Genomic DNA, 16226 nt, shown 5'->3' with positions numbered 1-16226 from the left:
GAGCCATCTCTCGACAGAGCCGGATGATCTTCAACCCGGCCTACGATGGACATATGCCCCGCATCTCGGCCGCCACGATCGGCGAGCACCGCGCCCAGACGCGCGACCGGATTCTGCAGGCCGTCTCCCGCCTGTCCAGGGTGCAGGGCATCGACGCCATCTCCATGACCGACGTGGCCGTCGAGGCCGGCATCACCCGGACCGTGCTCTACAACTACTTCCCGGACAAGACCGCCCTGCTGCTGGCCTTCACCGAGCGGGTGACCCGCTACTTCATCGACAGCTTCGAGCGGGACCTGCCCGAGGGAGCCTCTCCGGCGGACCGGCTGCGCGCGTTCGTACGGCTGCAGCTCGCCGGGCTGGTCGCCCATCCGCACCCGGGAGCCGCCGATCTGAGCGCCGCCCTGGGCCCGGACGCCTACCAGCGGCTGGCCGAGCACGTCGCGCCCATGCAGGCGATCCTGGCCGGCATCCTGGAGAGCGGCGTCGCCACCGGGGATTTCCGGGTGCCGGACGTGGGCGCGACGGCCCGGATGGTGCTCGCGGTCATCGGCGCCGAGCGGGTGCCCCTGATCAGCGGCGAGGTCACGGTGGAGGCGGCCGGGGAGCTGGTGTCGGAGTTCGTCCTGCGGGCCCTGGACGCCCGGGCCACGTGACCGACGCGTGGGGCCACCACCCCATCCAACAGTGAAACCCAACACCTTAACCTACCCGCCGCGCCTGCTCAGCCCCCGGTCCGCGTGATCGGCCGAAAAGGGCCGATGACAGGATGAAACCATGACATCCGGCCCAGAAGAGTCCCCCGTCGACGGCCACATCAGGCTCAAGTCGGCCCGCGGGCGGTGGATACTGGCGGCTACCGTGCTCGGCTCCGGGCTGGCCCTGCTCGACAGCACCGTGGTCAACGTCGCGCTGCCCTTTCTGGGCGGGGAGCTCAAGGCCGGCATGGCCGGGCTGCAGTGGACGATCAACGCCTACACCCTCACCCTGGCCGGGCTGATCCTCCTGGGCGGTTCCCTCGGCGACCGGTACGGCCGGCGCAAGATCTTCCTCATCGGCACGGTCTGGTTCGCCGTCGCCTCCGCCCTGTGCGGACTGTCACCGAACATCGAGTTCCTGATCACGGCCCGGGCACTGCAGGGCGTCGGGGGCGCCCTGCTCACGCCCGGCTCGCTGGCGATCATCCAGGCCTCGTTCGTCCGGCACGACCGCCCGCGCGCCGTCGGGGTGTGGTCCGGGCTCGGCGGGGTGGCCAGCGCCATCGGGCCGCTGCTGGGCGGCTGGCTGGTACAGACAGCCGGGTGGCGGTGGGCGTTCCTGATCAACCTGCCGTTCGCGCTGCTCATCATGTTCGTCGCGCTGCGGCACGTGCCGGAGAGCAGGGACGAGCTTGCCGTGGGCCGCTTCGACGTGCTCGGCTCGGCGCTGGCGGCGCTGGCCCTGGCCGGCATCACCTACGGGCTGATCCAGAAGGGCGCGCCGCTGCCGCTGGTGGCGGGGCTGGCGCTGGGGGTGGCCTTCGTGGCGACCCAGATCCGCCGCTCGCCGGACTCGCTGGTGCCCGTGGGGATCTTCCGCGACCGCGTGTTCACCGCCGTGAACGTGGTGACGCTGATCATGTACGCGGCCATGGGCGTGGTGTTCTTCCTGCTCGTCATCCAGCTCCAGGTCGTGTCGGGCTTCTCCCCCATCCAGGCCGGGCTGGCCATGCTGCCCACGACCATCCTGATGCTGCTGCTGTCGGCCAGGGCCGGGGAGGTGGCCAAGCGCGTCGGGCCCCGCTGGCCGATGACGTTCGGGATCCTGCTCGCGGGCGTCGGGTTCCTCTGGATGAGCACGATCGGCCCCGGCGCCTCCTACCCGCTCCAGGTGCTGCCCGCGGTGTCCGTCTTCGGGCTGGGGCTGTCGGCGGCCGTCGCGCCGCTGACCGCGACCGTGCTGGCCAGTGCCGACGAGCGGTACGCGGGCACGGCCAGCGGCGTCAACAACGCGGTGGCCCGCACCGGCAGCCTGCTCGCGGTGGCCGCCGTGCCTCCGCTGGTGGGGCTGGTGGGCGACGCGTTCCAGCAACCGACGGTCTTCGACGCCGGCTTCCGGATGGCGATGCTGATCAGCGCCGGGATGATGGTGGTGTCGGCGCTGATCACGTTCTTCACCATCAGGACCAACGTCCTCGCCGCCGAGGACTGACCCGGCCGTCCCAAGGCGTCAGCGCACCTGGCGGGCGGTGACGGTGCCGAAGGTGAACGCCTGGCTGCGCACGCTGTTGTCGAAGTTGGACAGCAGCAGCTCGGGCTCGCCGACCGAGCGGATGTCCGGGAGCCTGGTGAGCAGCTCGCGGAACATCGTACGCATCTCCTGCCGGGCCAGGTTGGCGCCGAGGCAGAAGTGCGGCCCCGGGCCGCCGAAGCCGACGTGCGGCTTGGTGTCGCGGGTGATGTCGAACGTGTCCGCGTCCGGGAACACCGACTCGTCCCGGTTGGCCGAGCCGTAGAACAGCACCACCTTGTCGCCCCGCCTGAGCTCCAGGCCGCGCAGCGAGTAGTCCTGGGTCACCGTGCGGCGGAACTGCATGATGGGCGACACGTAGCGGACCATCTCCTCGATCGCGCCGTTGATGTGCGTGTCGAAGTCGCTCATCAGTAGCTCGCGCTGAGCCGGGTTGTCGGTGAGCAGCTTGATCCCGTGGGCCATGGTGTTGCGGGCCGTCTCGTTGCCCGCGACCAGCAGCAGCGCGAAGAACGAGCCCAGCTCCCTGTCGGTGAGCTTCTCACCGTCCGGGTTGGCGTTGACCAGCAGGGAGAGCAGGTCGCCCTTGGGGGCGGCGACGCGTTCCTGGCCGAGCTTGATGACCATGCGCTGCAGGGCGAGCAGCGCCAGCATGTTCTGGCCGGCCATCTGGACGCTGCGGGCCAGGCTGGGCCGCACCCCGGTGTAGGCGGTGGAGATGTCCACGTGCTGGTGGACCCTGGCCCGCAGCTCCCGGGGTATGTCGAGCATGTCGCAGATGACGTGGATGGGCAGCCTGGCGGCGACCTGGGCGACGAAGTCGCGCGGCCCGTCCCTGATCACGTCGTCCACGATGGCGGCGCAGGCGGACTCGATGTCGCTCTGCAGGCCGGCCAGCATGCGCGGGCTGAACGAGCGGGTGACGATCCGCCGCAGCCGGGCGTGACGCAGGTCGTCCATGTTGACCATCGACTCGCCGAACACCTGCTTCACCCAGCCCGGCGGCTCCGGGTTGGTCACGGCGGGCTCGCTGGAGAAGACCTTGGCGTTGCGGCTGGCCTCGACCACGTCAGCGTGCCGGACGAGGGCGTAGAAGCCCCGGCCCGAGCGCAGGAAGGGGACCTTTTTCTCCGGGAAGAACACCGGCCGCTCCTGTTGCCGGAGCCAGGCGAACGCCTCATGCCGCTTTTTGGGCGGTTTGCGCCAGAAGTCCAGGTCAGCGAGGTCGATGTCCACCCGACTATCCTGACACGTTCCCACGCCCCCGGGGCGACCCGGAACCCCGCGGGCATAGGCCGATCGCCACAAAACGATCACATCCCGGCGAGTCGGTTTCTCACATGGTCACCGCACGCGGCGCACGATGTGCATCCTGCCCTCCTGACCCGTTCCCGCACTGTTCAGAACCGGTTTGAGCTGGGTGGACATTACTTCCGGTATGAAGGTTCTACTAGCGGCCTGTGTGCTTTTCCCCCTCGCTTCCGGTACGTCCTCCGCGGCGGCGGCGTCGTGCTCCGGCCACCCCCTCGACTTCGACGGCGACGGACGGCCGGACCTGGCCGTGGCCGCTCCCTACGACGCCTCCAGGGCCGGCTCCGTGACCGTGATGTACGGCTCCGGCAAGCAGGCCAGGCTCACCCAGGACGGCGCGGAGCCCGGCGACTCGTTCGGCTCGGCGCTGGCGGTGGGCGACTTCAACGGCGACCGCTGCGCGGACCTGGCGGTGGGCGTGTCGGAGGAGTTCGTCGGGCGGCGGACGCCCGGCGCGGACGGCAACGGAGTCGTCCAGATCTTCGACGGGTCCACCGCGGGGCTGGTCAAGGGCAAGGAGCTGGCCCTGGCCAAGCCGTCGAGCGACCGGTTCGGGGCCGCGCTGGCCGCCGGGGACCTGGACGGGGACGGCAGTGACGAGCTGGTCGTGGGGGCGCCCAGCCAGCGGTCCGGCGGGGCGGTGACGGTCTACGGGATGAAGGGCCGCAAGCCGTACCAGATCACGCAGAAGACGTCGTGGGTGCGGCAGGCGGCGAGCATGACCGACCAGTGGGGCGCGGCGCTGGCCACCGGCGACTTCGACGGCGACGGCCGGGACGAGCTGGCCGTCGGCGCGCCCGCGGACAGCGTCAAGCTGGACGGGCAGGGCTCGGTCACGGTGATCGACGTGCGCGGGGAGCGGGCCCGGCAGTACACGCAGAGCAGCCCGGGCATCGCGGGCTCCTCGGAGAAGTGGGACTCGTTCGGGGCGGCCCTGGCCACCGGCGACTTCAACGGCGACGGCCGCGCCGACCTGGCCATCGGGGTGCCCGGCGAAGGGCTCAGCGAGAACCAGCGGGCGATGGACTACGGCGACGGGACCGTCGACGTGCTCTACGGCAGCCGCGGCGGGCTGAGCGCCTCCGGCAGCGAGGCCTGGTCGCAGAACACGCTGAAGGGCATAGCGCGCTACTACGACCGGTTCGGCGCGTCGCTGGCGGCCGGGGACCTCAACGGTGACGGCCGGGACGAGCTGGCCGTCGGCGTGCCCGGCGAGAAGGCGGTCCAGGTGCTCGCGGGACGCTCCTCCGGCGGCCTGACGCGCGAGGGGAACCTGCTGGTCAAGGGCCAGGGACGGGACTTCGGCGCCGCGGTGGCCATGCTGCCGGGCTGGGAGCGGTACAAGCCGCTGGACAAGCGCCGGCCGCTGTACGGGCTCGTCGTCTCCTCCCCCGACCAGGGGCTGGTCATGTACGCGCCAGGCTCACGCGCCAACGGGCTGAAACTGGGCAAGGTACGGCAGCTCAGCAAGGGCACCGGCCTGTACGGCTACACCTTCGGCTGAATCGCTCATCCTCAGAGCGGAAGAACCACCCTGAACAGGGCGCCCTTGCCCGGTTCGCTCTCCGCCACGATGATCCCTCCGTGCGCCTCCACCAGCGTCGCCGCGATCGACAGTCCCAGCCCCGAGCCGCCCGTGCCGCGCGCCGGATCCGCCCGGTAGAACCGCTCGAACACCCGCTCGGCCACCTCCTGCGGGAACCCTGGCCCCTCGTCGGCCACCTCCACCACGGCCTGCTCCCCGTCGATCCCGACCCGTACCTGGAAGGGCGTGCCCGCCGGGGTGTGGACGAGCACGTTCGTGACGAGGTTGTTGAGCACCTGGCCGAGCCGGGTCTCGTCGCCCGTCACCAGCACGTCCCCCTCGCCCCCGGACAGCCGGACCAGCTCGACCCGCCGATCGGGCGCCAGCGTCTGGGCGTCGATCACGGCGGTGGCGGCCAGGCTGAGCAGGTCCACGGGCCGCCTGGCCAGCTCGCGCCGCTGGTCGAGCCTGGCCAGCAGCAGCATGTCCTCCACCAGCAGCCCCATCCGCGCCGCCTGCCCCTCGATGCGGCTCAGCAGCCGCACGGCCTCGGCCAGGTCCTTCTCCTCCCCCAGCCGGTACAGCTCGGCGAAGCCCCTGATCGACGTCAGCGGCGTGCGCAGCTCGTGCGAGGCGTCGGCCATGAAGCGGCGCATCAGCTCCTCGGAGCGCCTGGCGGAGGTGGCGGAGGCGCGGGCGGCCTCGGCCGCCGACTCCCGCTCGCGCGCGGCGGCCTCGATCTTGACGAGCATGGTGTTGAACGCCCGGCCGAGCTTGCCGACCTCGGTGGTCGCGGCCCACAGCGGGACGCGACGCGACAGGTCACCGCCCGCGATCTCCTTGGCCGTACGGGCGATCTGGCCGAGCGGGCGCAGGCTCCGGCGCACCAGCCAGTAGCAGGCGAACCCGAGCACGATCAGCGTGCCTCCGCCGCCGACCGCCACGATGAGCACGAGCTGCGAGACCGTGGCCTCGGCGTCGGCCAGGTTGATGGCGACCACCCGGCTCTGGCCGTTGCGCACCGGCACGGCGACGACCCGCCAGTCGGGGCCGCCCTCGACACGTGACTCCACGGTGAACGGCCGGTCCCCGAGCCTCAGGACGTCGGCGCGGGTCAGCTTGGGCAGGGCGGGGGTGTGGTCTTCGGGCGACTCGCTGATCGTCCTGACCGTGGCGCCGTCCGCGTCCAGGATCACCGCGTGGAACAGCCCGTAGAAACGTTGCGGCCGCAGGCCGGGACGCGGCGGCTCGGGCGGCGTGTCCGTGGGCGCCTCCCTGAAGGGGCGGGTGGCGGCGTGGAGTTGCTGGTCGACCCGCTCGACGAGGTAGCCGCGGAGCAACCGCACGGCGAACAGCCCGGTCAGCGTGATGGCGAGGGTGACCAGCAGCAGGGTCGCCGACACCAGCCGCAGCCACAGCGGGGCCCGCGCGAGGTGCTTGCGCACCGCCATGCCCTTCCCGATCGCCCTGTCCTTCCAGGCCGCGACGGTCCTTCCCAGGGTCCTCATCTCCGGAGCGTTCACGAGCGGACGTTCAGATGCGGGGCGGGCGCAGGATGTAGCCGACGCCACGCAGCGTGTGCAGGTATTTGGTCTCTCCGGTGTCCACCTTGCGCCGCAGGTAGGACACGTACGACTCCACGAGGCCGACGTCGGTGCGCCAGTCGCCGTTCCAGACGTGGTCGAGGATCTGCGTCTTCGACAGCACCCGGCCCACGTTGAGCATGAAGTAACGCAGCAGCCGGAACTCCGTCGGCGACAGCCGTACCGGGACGCCGTCCCGGAAGACCTCGCAGTTGTCCTCGTCCAGCTCAAGGTCGGCGACCTGGAGCCGGTTGGGCCGGGGCGAGCCGCGGCGCGTCCTGCGCAGCACGGCGCGGATCCTGGCGATGACCTCCTCCAGGCTGAACGGCTTGGTCACGTAGTCCTCGCCCAGTCGCAGCCCGGCGATCCTGTCCTCCGGGGCGTCCTTGGCGGTCACGAACAGCACCGGGACCCGCCGGCCGCGCGAGCGCAGCCGGCCCGCGACCGCCAGGCCGTCGAGGTCGGGCAGCATGACGTCGAGCATCACCAGGTCGGGCGCGCTCTCCTCGGCCACGCGCAGCGCCTCCATGCCGCCGGCCGCGGTCAGCACCTCGAACCCGGCCATCCGCAGGCTGGCCGAGAACAGCTCCCTGATGTTGGGCTCGTCGTCGACCACCAGCAGCCTGGCCTCGGGTTCGATCATCTCCGGCCTCCCAGCCCTCCCTGGTTGATCGACGCCGCCGTCACGGAGCCGTCCTCGCCCTGCCGGCCGCGCACCACGACCGTGGCACCTGTCTTGAGATCGGCCACCTTACCGGCCTCGCTGACCGTGATCGCCGTCCGGGCATCGGTGAGCACGGTGACGGTGGTGCCGTCGGCGGTCTTGACGTACACCTTGCCGCCCTGGACCTTCTCCACGGTGCCCAGGGTGGCCCCGCCGGCCGCGCCCGTCCGCCGGCCGCCACGCTGGTCGCCGGAGCCGGGCGGCCGGCCCTCGCCGGAGCCGTCCTGCCGCTGCGCGAAGCCCCCCATCGGCCCGCCGCCCCGCTGCTGGGCCGCGGCAGGCACGTCCCGCCGGCCGACGGCCTTGCCCGCCTGGATGCCGATGAGGATGCCGGCCACCAGCACGACCCCGGCGGCCAGCGTCAGCGTGAGCCTGGACATGCCCGCCCGCGGCCGGACGGCGAGCTCCTCCCGCAGGTCGTCGGGGTAGGGGGAGGAGTCGAGCTGGGCCATGTCATTCTCCTTACTCATGGCGGAGGGCCTGGATCGGCCTGAGCTTGGCCGCCCGGTTGGCGGGATAACTGCCGAAGAACAGCCCGATCCCCACCGACACGCCCAGCGCCAGCGCGACCGACGAGGGCACGAGCACCGGCTGGATGCCGGCGAAGGAGAATCTGGTCCCCAGGAACGCCACCAGCACCCCCGCCAGCCCTCCGATCAGGCTCAGCAACGTGGCCTCCACCAGGAACTGCCCCAGGATCGCGCTCCTGGGCGCGCCGATGGCCTTGCGGATGCCGATCTCGCGCGTGCGCTCCGTGACGGTGACCAGCATGATGTTCGTGATGCCGATGCCGCCCACCAGCAGCGAGATGCCGGCGACCGCGGCGAGCAGCGCCGTCAGGATGCCGGTCGCCTGGCTGACCGTCTCCTGCAGCGTGGCCTGGTTGAGCACCCGGTAGTCGGCGTTCTCGTCCGTGGTGCCGTGCCGCTGGTTGAGGATGGCGGTGATCTCCGACTGCGCAGCCGTGGTGGTCTCCGCCCCGGTCGCCTGCACGACGACGGAGCTGAGCGGCCCGAACCCGCTCAGGCTCTGCTGCACGGCAGGCAGCGGCGCGATGGCCACGTCGTCGGCGTCCTGCATGCCGGCGGAGCCGCTCTCCTTCAGCACGCCGACCACCGTGAACGGCACGCCGGACACGGTGACCTGCTTGCCGATCGGATCGACGGTCCCGAACAGCTCCTCCACCACGGTCTGGCCCAGCACCACGACCTTCCTGGCGGCCAGCACGTCGTCGTTGAAGAAGTAGGTGCCCTTGGCCACGGGCTTGTTGACGGCCTCGAAATAGCTGGGGTACGTGCCGACGAACTGCGCGACGGTGTGACTGGCGGCCCCGTACGCGGCCGCCGGGGAGGCGGCGGTCACGACCGGCGAGACGGACCTGACGCTGGGCGCGAGCGTACGGTCGGTCAGTGCCTTGGCGTCGGCCAGGCTGAGCTGCTTGGCCTGCGTGCGCGGGCCGGTGCCGCGGCCGGCCTGCCCGCGCATCCCGCCGCCGCCCCCGCCCGTGAAGGACGGGGAGATGGTGATGGTGTTGGCGCCCAGGCGCTGGATGTTCTGCTGGATGCTGTTCGAGGCGCCCTCGCCGATGGCGACCAGCATGATGACCGCGGCGACGCCGATGAGGATGCCGAGCGTGGTCAGCAGGCTGCGCATCTTGTTGGCCAGCAGGCCGCGCAGGGCGAAGCGGAAGGTCTCCAGGTGGTTCATCCGGCCGCCTCCAGCAGCCGCGGCGGCGGGCCGTCCACCGGCGCCTGGCGGCGGTCCTCCACGATCTGGCCGTCCACCAATCTGATCACCCGCTTGGCGTGCGCGGCCACCTCGTCCTCGTGGGTGATCAGCACGATGGTACGGCCCTCCTCGCTGAGCCGGTCCAGGATCCGCAGGACGTCGCCGGTGGAGGCGGTGTCGAGGTTGCCGGTCGGCTCGTCGGCCAGCAGCAGCGCGGGCGCGGTGACCAGCGCCCTGGCCACGGCCACGCGCTGCTGCTGGCCGCCGGAGAGCTGGTTCGGCTCGTGGTGCACCCGGTCGCCCAGCCCGACCTGCTCCAGCGCGGCCAGGGCGCGGGCGCGCCGCTCGGCCTGGCCGACGCCGCCGTACACGAGCGGCAGCTCCACGTTGGCCAGCGCGCTCATGCGCGGGATCAGGTTGAACGACTGGAACACGAACCCGACCCTGCGGTTGCGCAGGATGGCGAGCTGGTGTTCGTCCAGCAGGCCCACGTCGGCGCCGTCGATCTGGTACGTGCCGGAGGTCGGGATGTCGAGGCAGCCCAGGATGTTCATCAGGGTGGACTTCCCAGAGCCGGAGGCGCCCATGATGGCCACGTAGTCACCGCGTTCGACGTCGAGGCCGATGCCGCGCAGGGCGCGTACCCTGGCGTCGCCCTCGCCGTACTCCTTGACGAGGTCGCGCACGCGCAGGACGGGCACGGGAGCCGTCATCGCGCGGCCCCCCGCCGGACGGCGCCGCCGCCCGGGAAGCCCCCGCCGCCGGGGATGCGCAGGTTGCCGCCGGTGCCGCCGGTGGTGGCGGGCGGCACGATCTGGTCGCCCTCGGACACACCCGAGGTGATCTCGGTCAGCGTCGTGCCGCGCAGGCCGACCCGCACCGGGGTCCTGACCTGGCGGCCGTTCACGAGCAGGGTGACCGTGGTCTGGCCGCCGCTGGTGGAGACGGCGGTGGAGGGCACCGTGACCACGTCGTCGGCCTGGCCGGTCACGACCTCGACGGTGGCCGTCTGGCCCAGCCGTACCTGGCTCGGGACCTTCGTGAAGGTGATCGTGACCGGATACTGCACGACGTTGTTGCTGGTGGCGGCGACCGGCTCGATCTGGGTGACCTCGCCGGTGGCGGTCACCCCGGGCAGGGCGTCGAACGTGACCGTGGCCTGCTGGCCCTGCTTGAGCTTGCCGACGTCCGACTCGGTGAAGTCGCCGACGAGTTGCAGGCGGCCGGTGTCCGCGATCTCCACGAAACCGGCGGAACCGGCCTTCTGCCCGCCGCCGGCGTTGTTCCCGGCGTTCGCGCCGGTGTCGTTGCCGCCCGCGCCGCCGGAGTTCCCGCCGCCGGAGCTGCTGCCGCCTACGGAGCCGTTCACCGCCGTGACCGTGCCCTTGAACGGGGCCTTCAGCACGGTGGCCGTCACCGTCCGCTGGGCCTCCCGGTAGGCGTTGCGTGCCTTGAGGTAGGCGGCGTAGAGCTGGGCCGTGTCGGTCCCGTCGTCGACGGCGCCGTCGTAGGCGGCCTTGGCCGCCGACAGGTTCTCCTGGGCGGCGTCGTCGTCCAGCCTGGCCAGGATGTCGCCCGCGGCCACCTTGTCGCCCGGCTTGACGTAGACCTTCTCTACCGTCCCTGACGTGCCGAACGAGAGCGCCCTGGACTTCGAGCTCTCGACCGCGCCGGAGGCGGACACCGAGGCCGTCACGGAGCCGCGCGTGGCGCGTACCGTCCGCACGTCCGACTGGCCCGCCGCCCGGCCCGTGCCGAGCTGGGCGTAGGCGAGCACGACACCGCCCAGCAGGAGCACGGCCAGTGCTCCGTTGGTCATCAGCGCTCTGCGCCTTCTCGACACCTTCACAGGCGGTGACCCTCGCACACAATGCTGCACCGCAGCCGCGAGCAAGCTGAACGTTCGCTGACAACCCGGCGGCCACACCGGGCACACAGGTGACTTTGAGGCGGCCCGCAGCCTGGCGCGAACCTGCTGCGCCAGGATGGGCGCCCATGAGACCGACTTTCGCGCTGGGCGGACTCGCCCTGGCCGTGCTGGTCGCCGGGTCCGGCCTGGCGCTGGCGCTGCGCGACGACGCCCCGCCCGCCGTCCAGGTACGGCTCGCCGCCGCTCAGCGCGGCCAGGTCACGGCCTCGGTCAGCGCCGCGGGCAACACCGTGGACGGCTCGCGCCGGGACCTGGCGTTCGGGTCCTCAGGGGAGTTGACCAAGGTCTACGTCAAGGTCGGGACCAAGGTGAAGAAGGGGCAGGTGCTGGCCCGGATCGACAGCCGGAAGGCGCAGGAGGCGTACGAGGCGGCCAAGGCCGACGTCGCGGCCGCCGAAGAGGCCCTGGACCAGGCCCAGGACGCCGCGAGCACCCCGCCCCCCTGCCCCGCACCCGGCCGCTCCGCCACCGGCGGCACCCCGGCCGCCCCCGGCCCGGCAACCGGTGACCAGGCAGGCACCGTCCCGGCCGGCAGCGAGGCAGCGCCCGGCCAGGCCGGTGGCAAGACCGTCGCCGTCCCAGCCGGTGGCGCGGGCGGCGCTTTCGGGCCGGTGGAGGGTGCCTCCGCGAGCCCGAGCGCACGGCCGGGGCAGCACCGGGGGCCTCATGCGGGTGCCCGCTCGACGGCTCGGCCGGCTCCCGGGCCGACCCTCACCCCGGCCCCCACTCCGACCGGCGAGCCCACCGGCGGGCCGACGGACGAGCCCACGGGGCATCATCCCCGCCCCACGGTGACGGTCACGGTGACGGCCACCGTCACCACGACGGTCACCGCCACCCCCACCAGCCCGCCCAACGGCGGCACGGGACGCCCGGGCGGCCATCCACCGGCGACCGGCGGGCCCACCGATGGCCCCATCGGGGGCAGCCCGTTCCCCACGGGCTCCTCCACCGGCGAACCGACCACCGGCGGCAAGCCCTCCACCGGCGCGAGACCGACCGCGAGCGGCAGGCCCACCGCGGGCAGGCGGGCCGTTGGCAAGCCCTCGGCCCGGCCGGACGCCCGGGGAACGGGTGGCCCACGACCGGCGGGTTCCTGCGGCCGGAGCGCGGGCGCGACCGCGGGGGGCCGGGGCGGGCTCAGCGAGGACCAGGCGACCGCGAATGTGGACCGCGCGGAGGGGGCGCTCGAAGAGGCGGCGGACGACGTACGGGCCACCCGCATCGTGGCCCCGGCGGCGGGAACCGTGCTCTCGGTGGCGGGCGGCGTCGGCGACCTGGCCGGCACCGGCACCTTCATCAGCCTCGGCGACCTGAACGAGCTCCAGGTCCAGGCCATGGTCACCGAGTCCGACGTGAACCAGCTCAAGCTCGGGCAGAAAGCCCAGGTCACGCTGGCCACCCGCACCGGCGAGCGTTACCCGGGAACGGTCACCGCCGTCGCCCCCACCGCGACGGTGGACGACCGGCTCGTCCGCTACGCGGTCACCCTCGCCTTCGACGAACCCCCGGCCGGGCTGATGCTCGGGCAGACCGCCTCGGTGACGATCACCACCGACGAGGCCGAGGACGCGATCTACGTGCCCGCCGCCGCGGTGCGCAGCAGGTCGGACGGAACGCAGGTGGTCACGGTACGCTCCGGCGGCCACGACTCGTCGCGGGTGGTCAGGACAGGGGTACGCGGCGACCAGTACGTCGAGGTCACCTCGGGACTGGGCGAGAGCGACCAGGTGGTCATGTCGGGCGGCACCTCGGGCGAGTTCCCCGACGGAACCTGGCCGGGCGCCTGACCCACCGGCGACCGCCGGGACGGACACCCACCCCCCAGCGAGCGGGCACCAGCCCGGCGGGAGGAGCGAACAGGCACCCAACCCCAGCAGAACGGGCACCCGCCCGGCGGAGTCCCGATCGGGCGGGCGGGGACGTTGAGGAGACTTTCAGCGGACTCCCAGCCGGTGTTCAGCCTACGCGGGCGACTCCCGCCTGCCCGGCGGCCGCCGCACCGGTGACGGCCGGCAGGCTCAGGCGGTGGGACGTCCTGGCCGGGGCGCCCTTGCGCGAGATGTAGTCCAGCGTCCGGAAGTCGACGGCCAGCTCGTCCCGCGTGAGCCTCGCCATCAGGTACCCGCGCCGCTGGTCGATGTAGGAGAAGTGGGGGTTCTCCTGGAGCGCCTCGGAGATCCAGGTCCGGTCCCGGTAGCCGTCGCCGTCGCTGGCGATCGACGAGGCCACCAGCTCCGTGGCCACCGCCGGCGACTCGGGGTCGTCGAAGTCGGCCTTGAGCTCGGCCAGATGGTGCATGTGCGCGTCCCCGGTGAGCACCACCGGGTTGGCCGTGCGGGCCAGCGACTTCAGCAGGCGGGTGCGCTCGGCCGCGTACCCGTCCCAGGAGTCCAGGTTGACCTCCCGCCCCGGTCCGATCTTGAAGTCGCGCTGCGCGACCATGATCTGCTGCCCGAGCAGGTTCCACCGGGTGGTGGAGCCGTTCAGCCCCTCCTCCAGCCAGCGCCACTGGTCGGCTCCGAGGAGCGTGCGGTCGCCGGCCAGCCGGGTGTCGCATCCCGCCCGTACCCCGTCCAGGCACGCCTGGTCGTCGCGGAACTGCCGGGTGTCGAGCAGGTGGAAGCGCGCCAGCGACCCCCAGGACACCCGCCGGTTCACCCGCAGCACCGCCCCCTGGAGGCTGGCCCGCCGCAGCGGCATGTTCTCGTAGTACGCCCGGAACGCGTCCGCCCTGCGCCTGGCGAAGCCTGGCTCGCCCGTGCTGGAGGCGTGCCCGGCCCAGTTGTTCTCCACCTCGTGGTCGTCGAACGACACCAGCCAGGGCGCCACCGCGTGCGCGGCCTGCAGGTCGTGGTCGCTCTTGTACTGGGCGTGCCGCAGCCGATAGTCGGCCAGCGTCCGGCACTTGCCGGGCGTGTGGGTACGGACGCGGCCGGCCAGCGAGGTGTAGCCGCTGGGGGCGTACTCGTACATGTAGTCCCCGAGGAACACCACCAGCTCAGGTTCCTGCTCCGCCAGGCGGCGGTAGGCCGTGTAGTAGCCGTGCTCGTAGTGCGCGCACGCGGCCACCGCGAAGTTGAGGGGGCTCTCCCCCGCCGGCGCCGTCCTGGTGCGGGCGGCCGGCGAGACCCGGCCCTCGCTCCTGAACCGGTAGAAGTAGTCGCGCCCGGGCTCCAGGCCCTTCAGCTCGACGTGGACGCTGTGCGCGTCGCGCGCCCTGGCGGTGGCGGTGCCGGATCTGACGATCGAGGAGAAGCGCTCGTCGGTGGCGACCTGCCACTTCACGTCGATGTCGCGGGAGGGCATGCCGCCGCGGCCGTCACCGCTGAGCGGGTTGACGGCCAGCCTGGTCCACAGGACGAAGCCGTCGGTCGAGGGGTCGCCCGAGGCCACGCCCAGGGTGAAGGGATCGGTTTTGAGGGTTCTCGACGAGGCCGCCGCGGGGGCGGACTGCGGGATGAGCAAGCCGGCTGTCGCCGCTGTCAGAAAGGCTCTGCGGTCCACGTCATCAGGTATTTCCGGTCGCGCTGACTCCGCCGTGACAACGGAGTCAAGCGCGGGTGAACAGCATCAGTCGTCCTGCTCGCGAAGTTTCTCCGGACAATGATGGGAAGTGATCAGCGGGACGCCCCGCTCAGCACCCCCCGCAATGCCACGCGCAGCGGGGCGGCGCCGGTGAAGTGCAGGCCGGTCATGCCCGCACGTGCGGCGCCCTCGACGTTCTCCTCCCGGTCGTCGATGAAGACGATCTCGGACGGGTCGGCGCCGAGCTCGCCGGCCATCCGGTCGTAGATCTCCCGGTCGGGCTTGACCAGGCCCATCCGGCCGCTGTAGAAGCGGCGGCCGATCGCGGCGATCCACGGCAGCTCGTCCACCCCGTCGCCGATGCAGATCGGCGCGTTGGACAGCAGCGCCACGTCACGCCCCGCCTCGATCAGCTCGCCGAGCAGCGCGACCGTGCCGGTGTCGGGGTAGGCCCAGCTCGCCACGTCCATGGCGACCAGGCGGGCGATCTCGGCCTGGGTCGCGGGCCGCCCCAGCACCGCCGACCAGTAGTCGAACGGGGTCAGTCCGGCCCGGTCGAACTCCAGGCGGTGCTCCCAGTAGGCGCGCTTGAACGCCTCCGGGTCCGCCTCCACCGCCTGGGCCATGGCGTCCGCGTCGGACTCGGTCTGAGGCAGGCACAGGACACCGCCGTAGTCGAAGACAATCCACGTCATGCAAGGAATGGTCGCAGATGTGGATCGAGTGCCGGGCAACCCAGGTACTTCTCGGCGGTGTGGAAGTCGATCCAGTCGAGATTGACCAGTTCCTCGACGTCGATGCCGGTGAAGCTGTCGCGCAGGGCGGGCGGGATGGCGGCGATGTCGTCCTTGTCGGCGATGTTCACCCAGCGCCCGACACCCTTGGGGCGCTCGCCGCGGCCGTTGACGGGGGCGGGCAGGAGGCGCTCGAAGACGACGTTCCGCATGCCGAGCGGGCTGCCGAGGGTGATCAGGAGGTCGGCCTCCAGATCGGGCTCGGCCCACAGGGCCTCGTACGCGACGACGCTGCCGAGCGAGTGCGCGATCACCACCTTGGGCCGGTGCTCCCGGATGGCGTCGGCCACGACCCGCCGGCACTGCTCGCGCCTGCCCTGATCGGTGAGGTAGGCCGCCACCTCCGGCACGAACAGCCTGGCGAACGCCGCCGACCGGTCGTCCAGCTTGCCGAGCAACCAGCCGGTGAACGACTTGAGCATCCCGGTGACGTGCTCGCCCACGCCCAGATTCCGCAGCCAGGCGGCGAGGACCTCCTGCGACGGGGACTCCGGCACGGCGAGCGACCGCCGGCCGCGCTCATCGTCCTCGCCGTCGTGCAGGAGATGGGAGAAGTACGCGATCTCGCTGAAATACGACACGGCCTCGCCCCCGAGCCCCGCGTGCGGGGACTCGCCTCCCAGCCCCGCGTGCAGGTAACGGTCCCACTTGAGCCGCATGGCCGCGGCCGCGCCCGCCGCCGATCCCCCGGCCTCCAGGTAGTAGTTGTACTTGCCGATCCCGTGCACGCCGACGATGACGGCCACAGCGCCTCCCCACCCCGTGATCTTCCGCGCGATTCTGGCATGCGCCGCTTGCAAGCGACCATCAGGAGGGGCCAACTTTAGGCTTGCCTAAAGGTTTAGGCAGAGCTAAACTCGAAGCATCAGGAGAA

14 protein-coding genes are annotated in these 16226 nt (G+C 72.0%); 4 read left to right on the top strand and 10 right to left on the bottom strand.

Translation table 11 applies throughout. From position 1 onward, the window contains the following. Window positions 1–53: 53 nt before the first annotated feature. Window positions 54–656 carry a TetR/AcrR family transcriptional regulator gene (locus ABGB18_RS02840; protein WP_347693705.1) on the top strand — a complete coding sequence of 201 codons (603 nt, stop codon included), beginning with the start codon at window positions 54–56 and terminating at the stop codon, window positions 654–656. Between the two features lie 121 nt (window positions 657–777). Next, window positions 778–2190 carry an MFS transporter gene (locus ABGB18_RS02835; protein ID WP_347693704.1) on the top strand — a complete coding sequence of 471 codons (1413 nt, stop codon included), beginning with the start codon at window positions 778–780 and terminating at the stop codon, window positions 2188–2190. Between the two features lie 18 nt (window positions 2191–2208). Here the strand turns inward: ABGB18_RS02835 and ABGB18_RS02830 are convergent, their stop codons facing one another. Then, complete coding sequence (locus ABGB18_RS02830; RefSeq protein ID WP_347693703.1) at window positions 2209–3465, bottom strand: cytochrome P450; 1257 nt, start codon at window positions 3463–3465, stop codon at window positions 2209–2211. Between the two features lie 202 nt (window positions 3466–3667). Here ABGB18_RS02830 and ABGB18_RS02825 point away from each other — a divergent pair, with 202 nt between their 5' ends. Further along, window positions 3668–5044 (top strand): FG-GAP and VCBS repeat-containing protein, encoded by a 1377-nt coding sequence (locus ABGB18_RS02825; protein ID WP_347693702.1) that lies wholly within the window; start codon window positions 3668–3670, stop codon window positions 5042–5044. Window positions 5045–5055: 11 nt separating this feature from the next. Here the strand turns inward: ABGB18_RS02825 and ABGB18_RS02820 are convergent, their stop codons facing one another. Genes ABGB18_RS02820 through ABGB18_RS02795 form a run of 6 tightly spaced genes read right to left on the bottom strand, consistent with a single transcriptional unit; the run spans window position 5056 to window position 10919 of the window. Continuing rightward, window positions 5056–6573, bottom strand: a complete 1518-nt coding sequence (locus tag ABGB18_RS02820; protein ID WP_347693701.1) for a HAMP domain-containing sensor histidine kinase — start codon at window positions 6571–6573, stop codon at window positions 5056–5058. Window positions 6574–6598: 25 nt separating this feature from the next. Further along, on the bottom strand, window positions 6599–7291 hold the full coding sequence (locus ABGB18_RS02815) for a response regulator transcription factor (RefSeq protein ID WP_347693700.1): 693 nt from the start codon (window positions 7289–7291) through the stop codon (window positions 6599–6601). Then, window positions 7288–7824, bottom strand: coding sequence for a hypothetical protein (locus ABGB18_RS02810; protein ID WP_347693699.1), 537 nt, complete (start codon window positions 7822–7824; stop codon window positions 7288–7290). The genes ABGB18_RS02815 and ABGB18_RS02810 overlap by 4 nt, the downstream gene beginning before the upstream one ends. Window positions 7825–7834: 10 nt before the next feature. Beyond that, on the bottom strand, window positions 7835–9079 hold the full coding sequence (locus tag ABGB18_RS02805; protein WP_347693698.1) for an ABC transporter permease: 1245 nt from the start codon (window positions 9077–9079) through the stop codon (window positions 7835–7837). Then, window positions 9076–9813 (bottom strand): ABC transporter ATP-binding protein, encoded by a 738-nt coding sequence (locus ABGB18_RS02800; RefSeq protein ID WP_347693697.1) that lies wholly within the window; start codon window positions 9811–9813, stop codon window positions 9076–9078. Before ABGB18_RS02800 ends, ABGB18_RS02805 begins: the two co-directional genes overlap by 4 nt. Next, window positions 9810–10919: an efflux RND transporter periplasmic adaptor subunit gene (locus tag ABGB18_RS02795; protein WP_347693696.1), complete on the bottom strand. Its 1110-nt coding sequence runs from the start codon at window positions 10917–10919 to the stop codon at window positions 9810–9812. Before ABGB18_RS02795 ends, ABGB18_RS02800 begins: the two co-directional genes overlap by 4 nt. Before the next feature lie 176 nt (window positions 10920–11095). Here ABGB18_RS02795 and ABGB18_RS02790 point away from each other — a divergent pair, with 176 nt between their 5' ends. Then, complete coding sequence (locus tag ABGB18_RS02790) at window positions 11096–12820, top strand: efflux RND transporter periplasmic adaptor subunit (RefSeq protein ID WP_347693695.1); 1725 nt, start codon at window positions 11096–11098, stop codon at window positions 12818–12820. Between the two features lie 169 nt (window positions 12821–12989). Here the strand turns inward: ABGB18_RS02790 and ABGB18_RS02785 are convergent, their stop codons facing one another. The 3 genes from ABGB18_RS02785 to ABGB18_RS02775 all read right to left on the bottom strand — a co-directional run bounded on the left by ABGB18_RS02785 (window position 12990) and on the right by ABGB18_RS02775 (window position 16098). Next, on the bottom strand, window positions 12990–14537 hold the full coding sequence (locus tag ABGB18_RS02785) for an alkaline phosphatase D family protein (RefSeq protein ID WP_347693694.1): 1548 nt from the start codon (window positions 14535–14537) through the stop codon (window positions 12990–12992). A 113-nt stretch (window positions 14538–14650) separates the two neighbouring features. Beyond that, a complete protein-coding gene (locus tag ABGB18_RS02780; RefSeq protein WP_347693693.1) occupies window positions 14651–15253 on the bottom strand; it encodes an HAD family phosphatase in 603 nt (200 codons plus the stop codon). Next, the gene (locus tag ABGB18_RS02775; RefSeq protein ID WP_347693692.1) at window positions 15250–16098 is read right to left on the bottom strand and encodes a hypothetical protein; all 849 of its coding nucleotides are present in this window, start codon (window positions 16096–16098) and stop codon (window positions 15250–15252) included. The genes ABGB18_RS02780 and ABGB18_RS02775 overlap by 4 nt, the downstream gene beginning before the upstream one ends. Window positions 16099–16226: the final 128 nt, after the last annotated feature.

Origin of the sequence: Nonomuraea sp. B12E4, from assembly GCF_039871825.1 — a bacterium.
Taxonomy (GTDB): domain Bacteria; phylum Actinomycetota; class Actinomycetes; order Streptosporangiales; family Streptosporangiaceae; genus Nonomuraea.
Note: the sequence above shows the minus strand (reverse complement) of the source record. Positions and strands in the feature narration are given on the sequence as shown.

Excerpts from the sequence above, each read along its gene's own strand:
- ABGB18_RS02810 (WP_347693699.1), bottom strand. The coding sequence starts at position 7,824 with ATGGCCCAGCTCGACTCCTCCCCCTACCCCGACGACCTGCGGGAGGAG.
- ABGB18_RS02790 (WP_347693695.1), top strand. The coding sequence starts at position 11,096 with ATGAGACCGACTTTCGCGCTGGGCGGACTCGCCCTGGCCGTGCTGGTC.
- ABGB18_RS02800 (WP_347693697.1), bottom strand. The coding sequence starts at position 9,813 with ATGACGGCTCCCGTGCCCGTCCTGCGCGTGCGCGACCTCGTCAAGGAG.
- ABGB18_RS02815 (WP_347693700.1), bottom strand. The coding sequence starts at position 7,291 with ATGATCGAACCCGAGGCCAGGCTGCTGGTGGTCGACGACGAGCCCAAC.
- ABGB18_RS02825 (WP_347693702.1), top strand. The coding sequence starts at position 3,668 with ATGAAGGTTCTACTAGCGGCCTGTGTGCTTTTCCCCCTCGCTTCCGGT.
- ABGB18_RS02805 (WP_347693698.1), bottom strand. The coding sequence starts at position 9,079 with ATGAACCACCTGGAGACCTTCCGCTTCGCCCTGCGCGGCCTGCTGGCC.
- ABGB18_RS02795 (WP_347693696.1), bottom strand. The coding sequence starts at position 10,919 with ATGACCAACGGAGCACTGGCCGTGCTCCTGCTGGGCGGTGTCGTGCTC.
- ABGB18_RS02820 (WP_347693701.1), bottom strand. The coding sequence starts at position 6,573 with ATGAGGACCCTGGGAAGGACCGTCGCGGCCTGGAAGGACAGGGCGATC.
- ABGB18_RS02835 (WP_347693704.1), top strand. The coding sequence starts at position 778 with ATGACATCCGGCCCAGAAGAGTCCCCCGTCGACGGCCACATCAGGCTC.
- ABGB18_RS02780 (WP_347693693.1), bottom strand. The coding sequence starts at position 15,253 with ATGACGTGGATTGTCTTCGACTACGGCGGTGTCCTGTGCCTGCCTCAG.
- ABGB18_RS02840 (WP_347693705.1), top strand. The coding sequence starts at position 54 with ATGCCCCGCATCTCGGCCGCCACGATCGGCGAGCACCGCGCCCAGACG.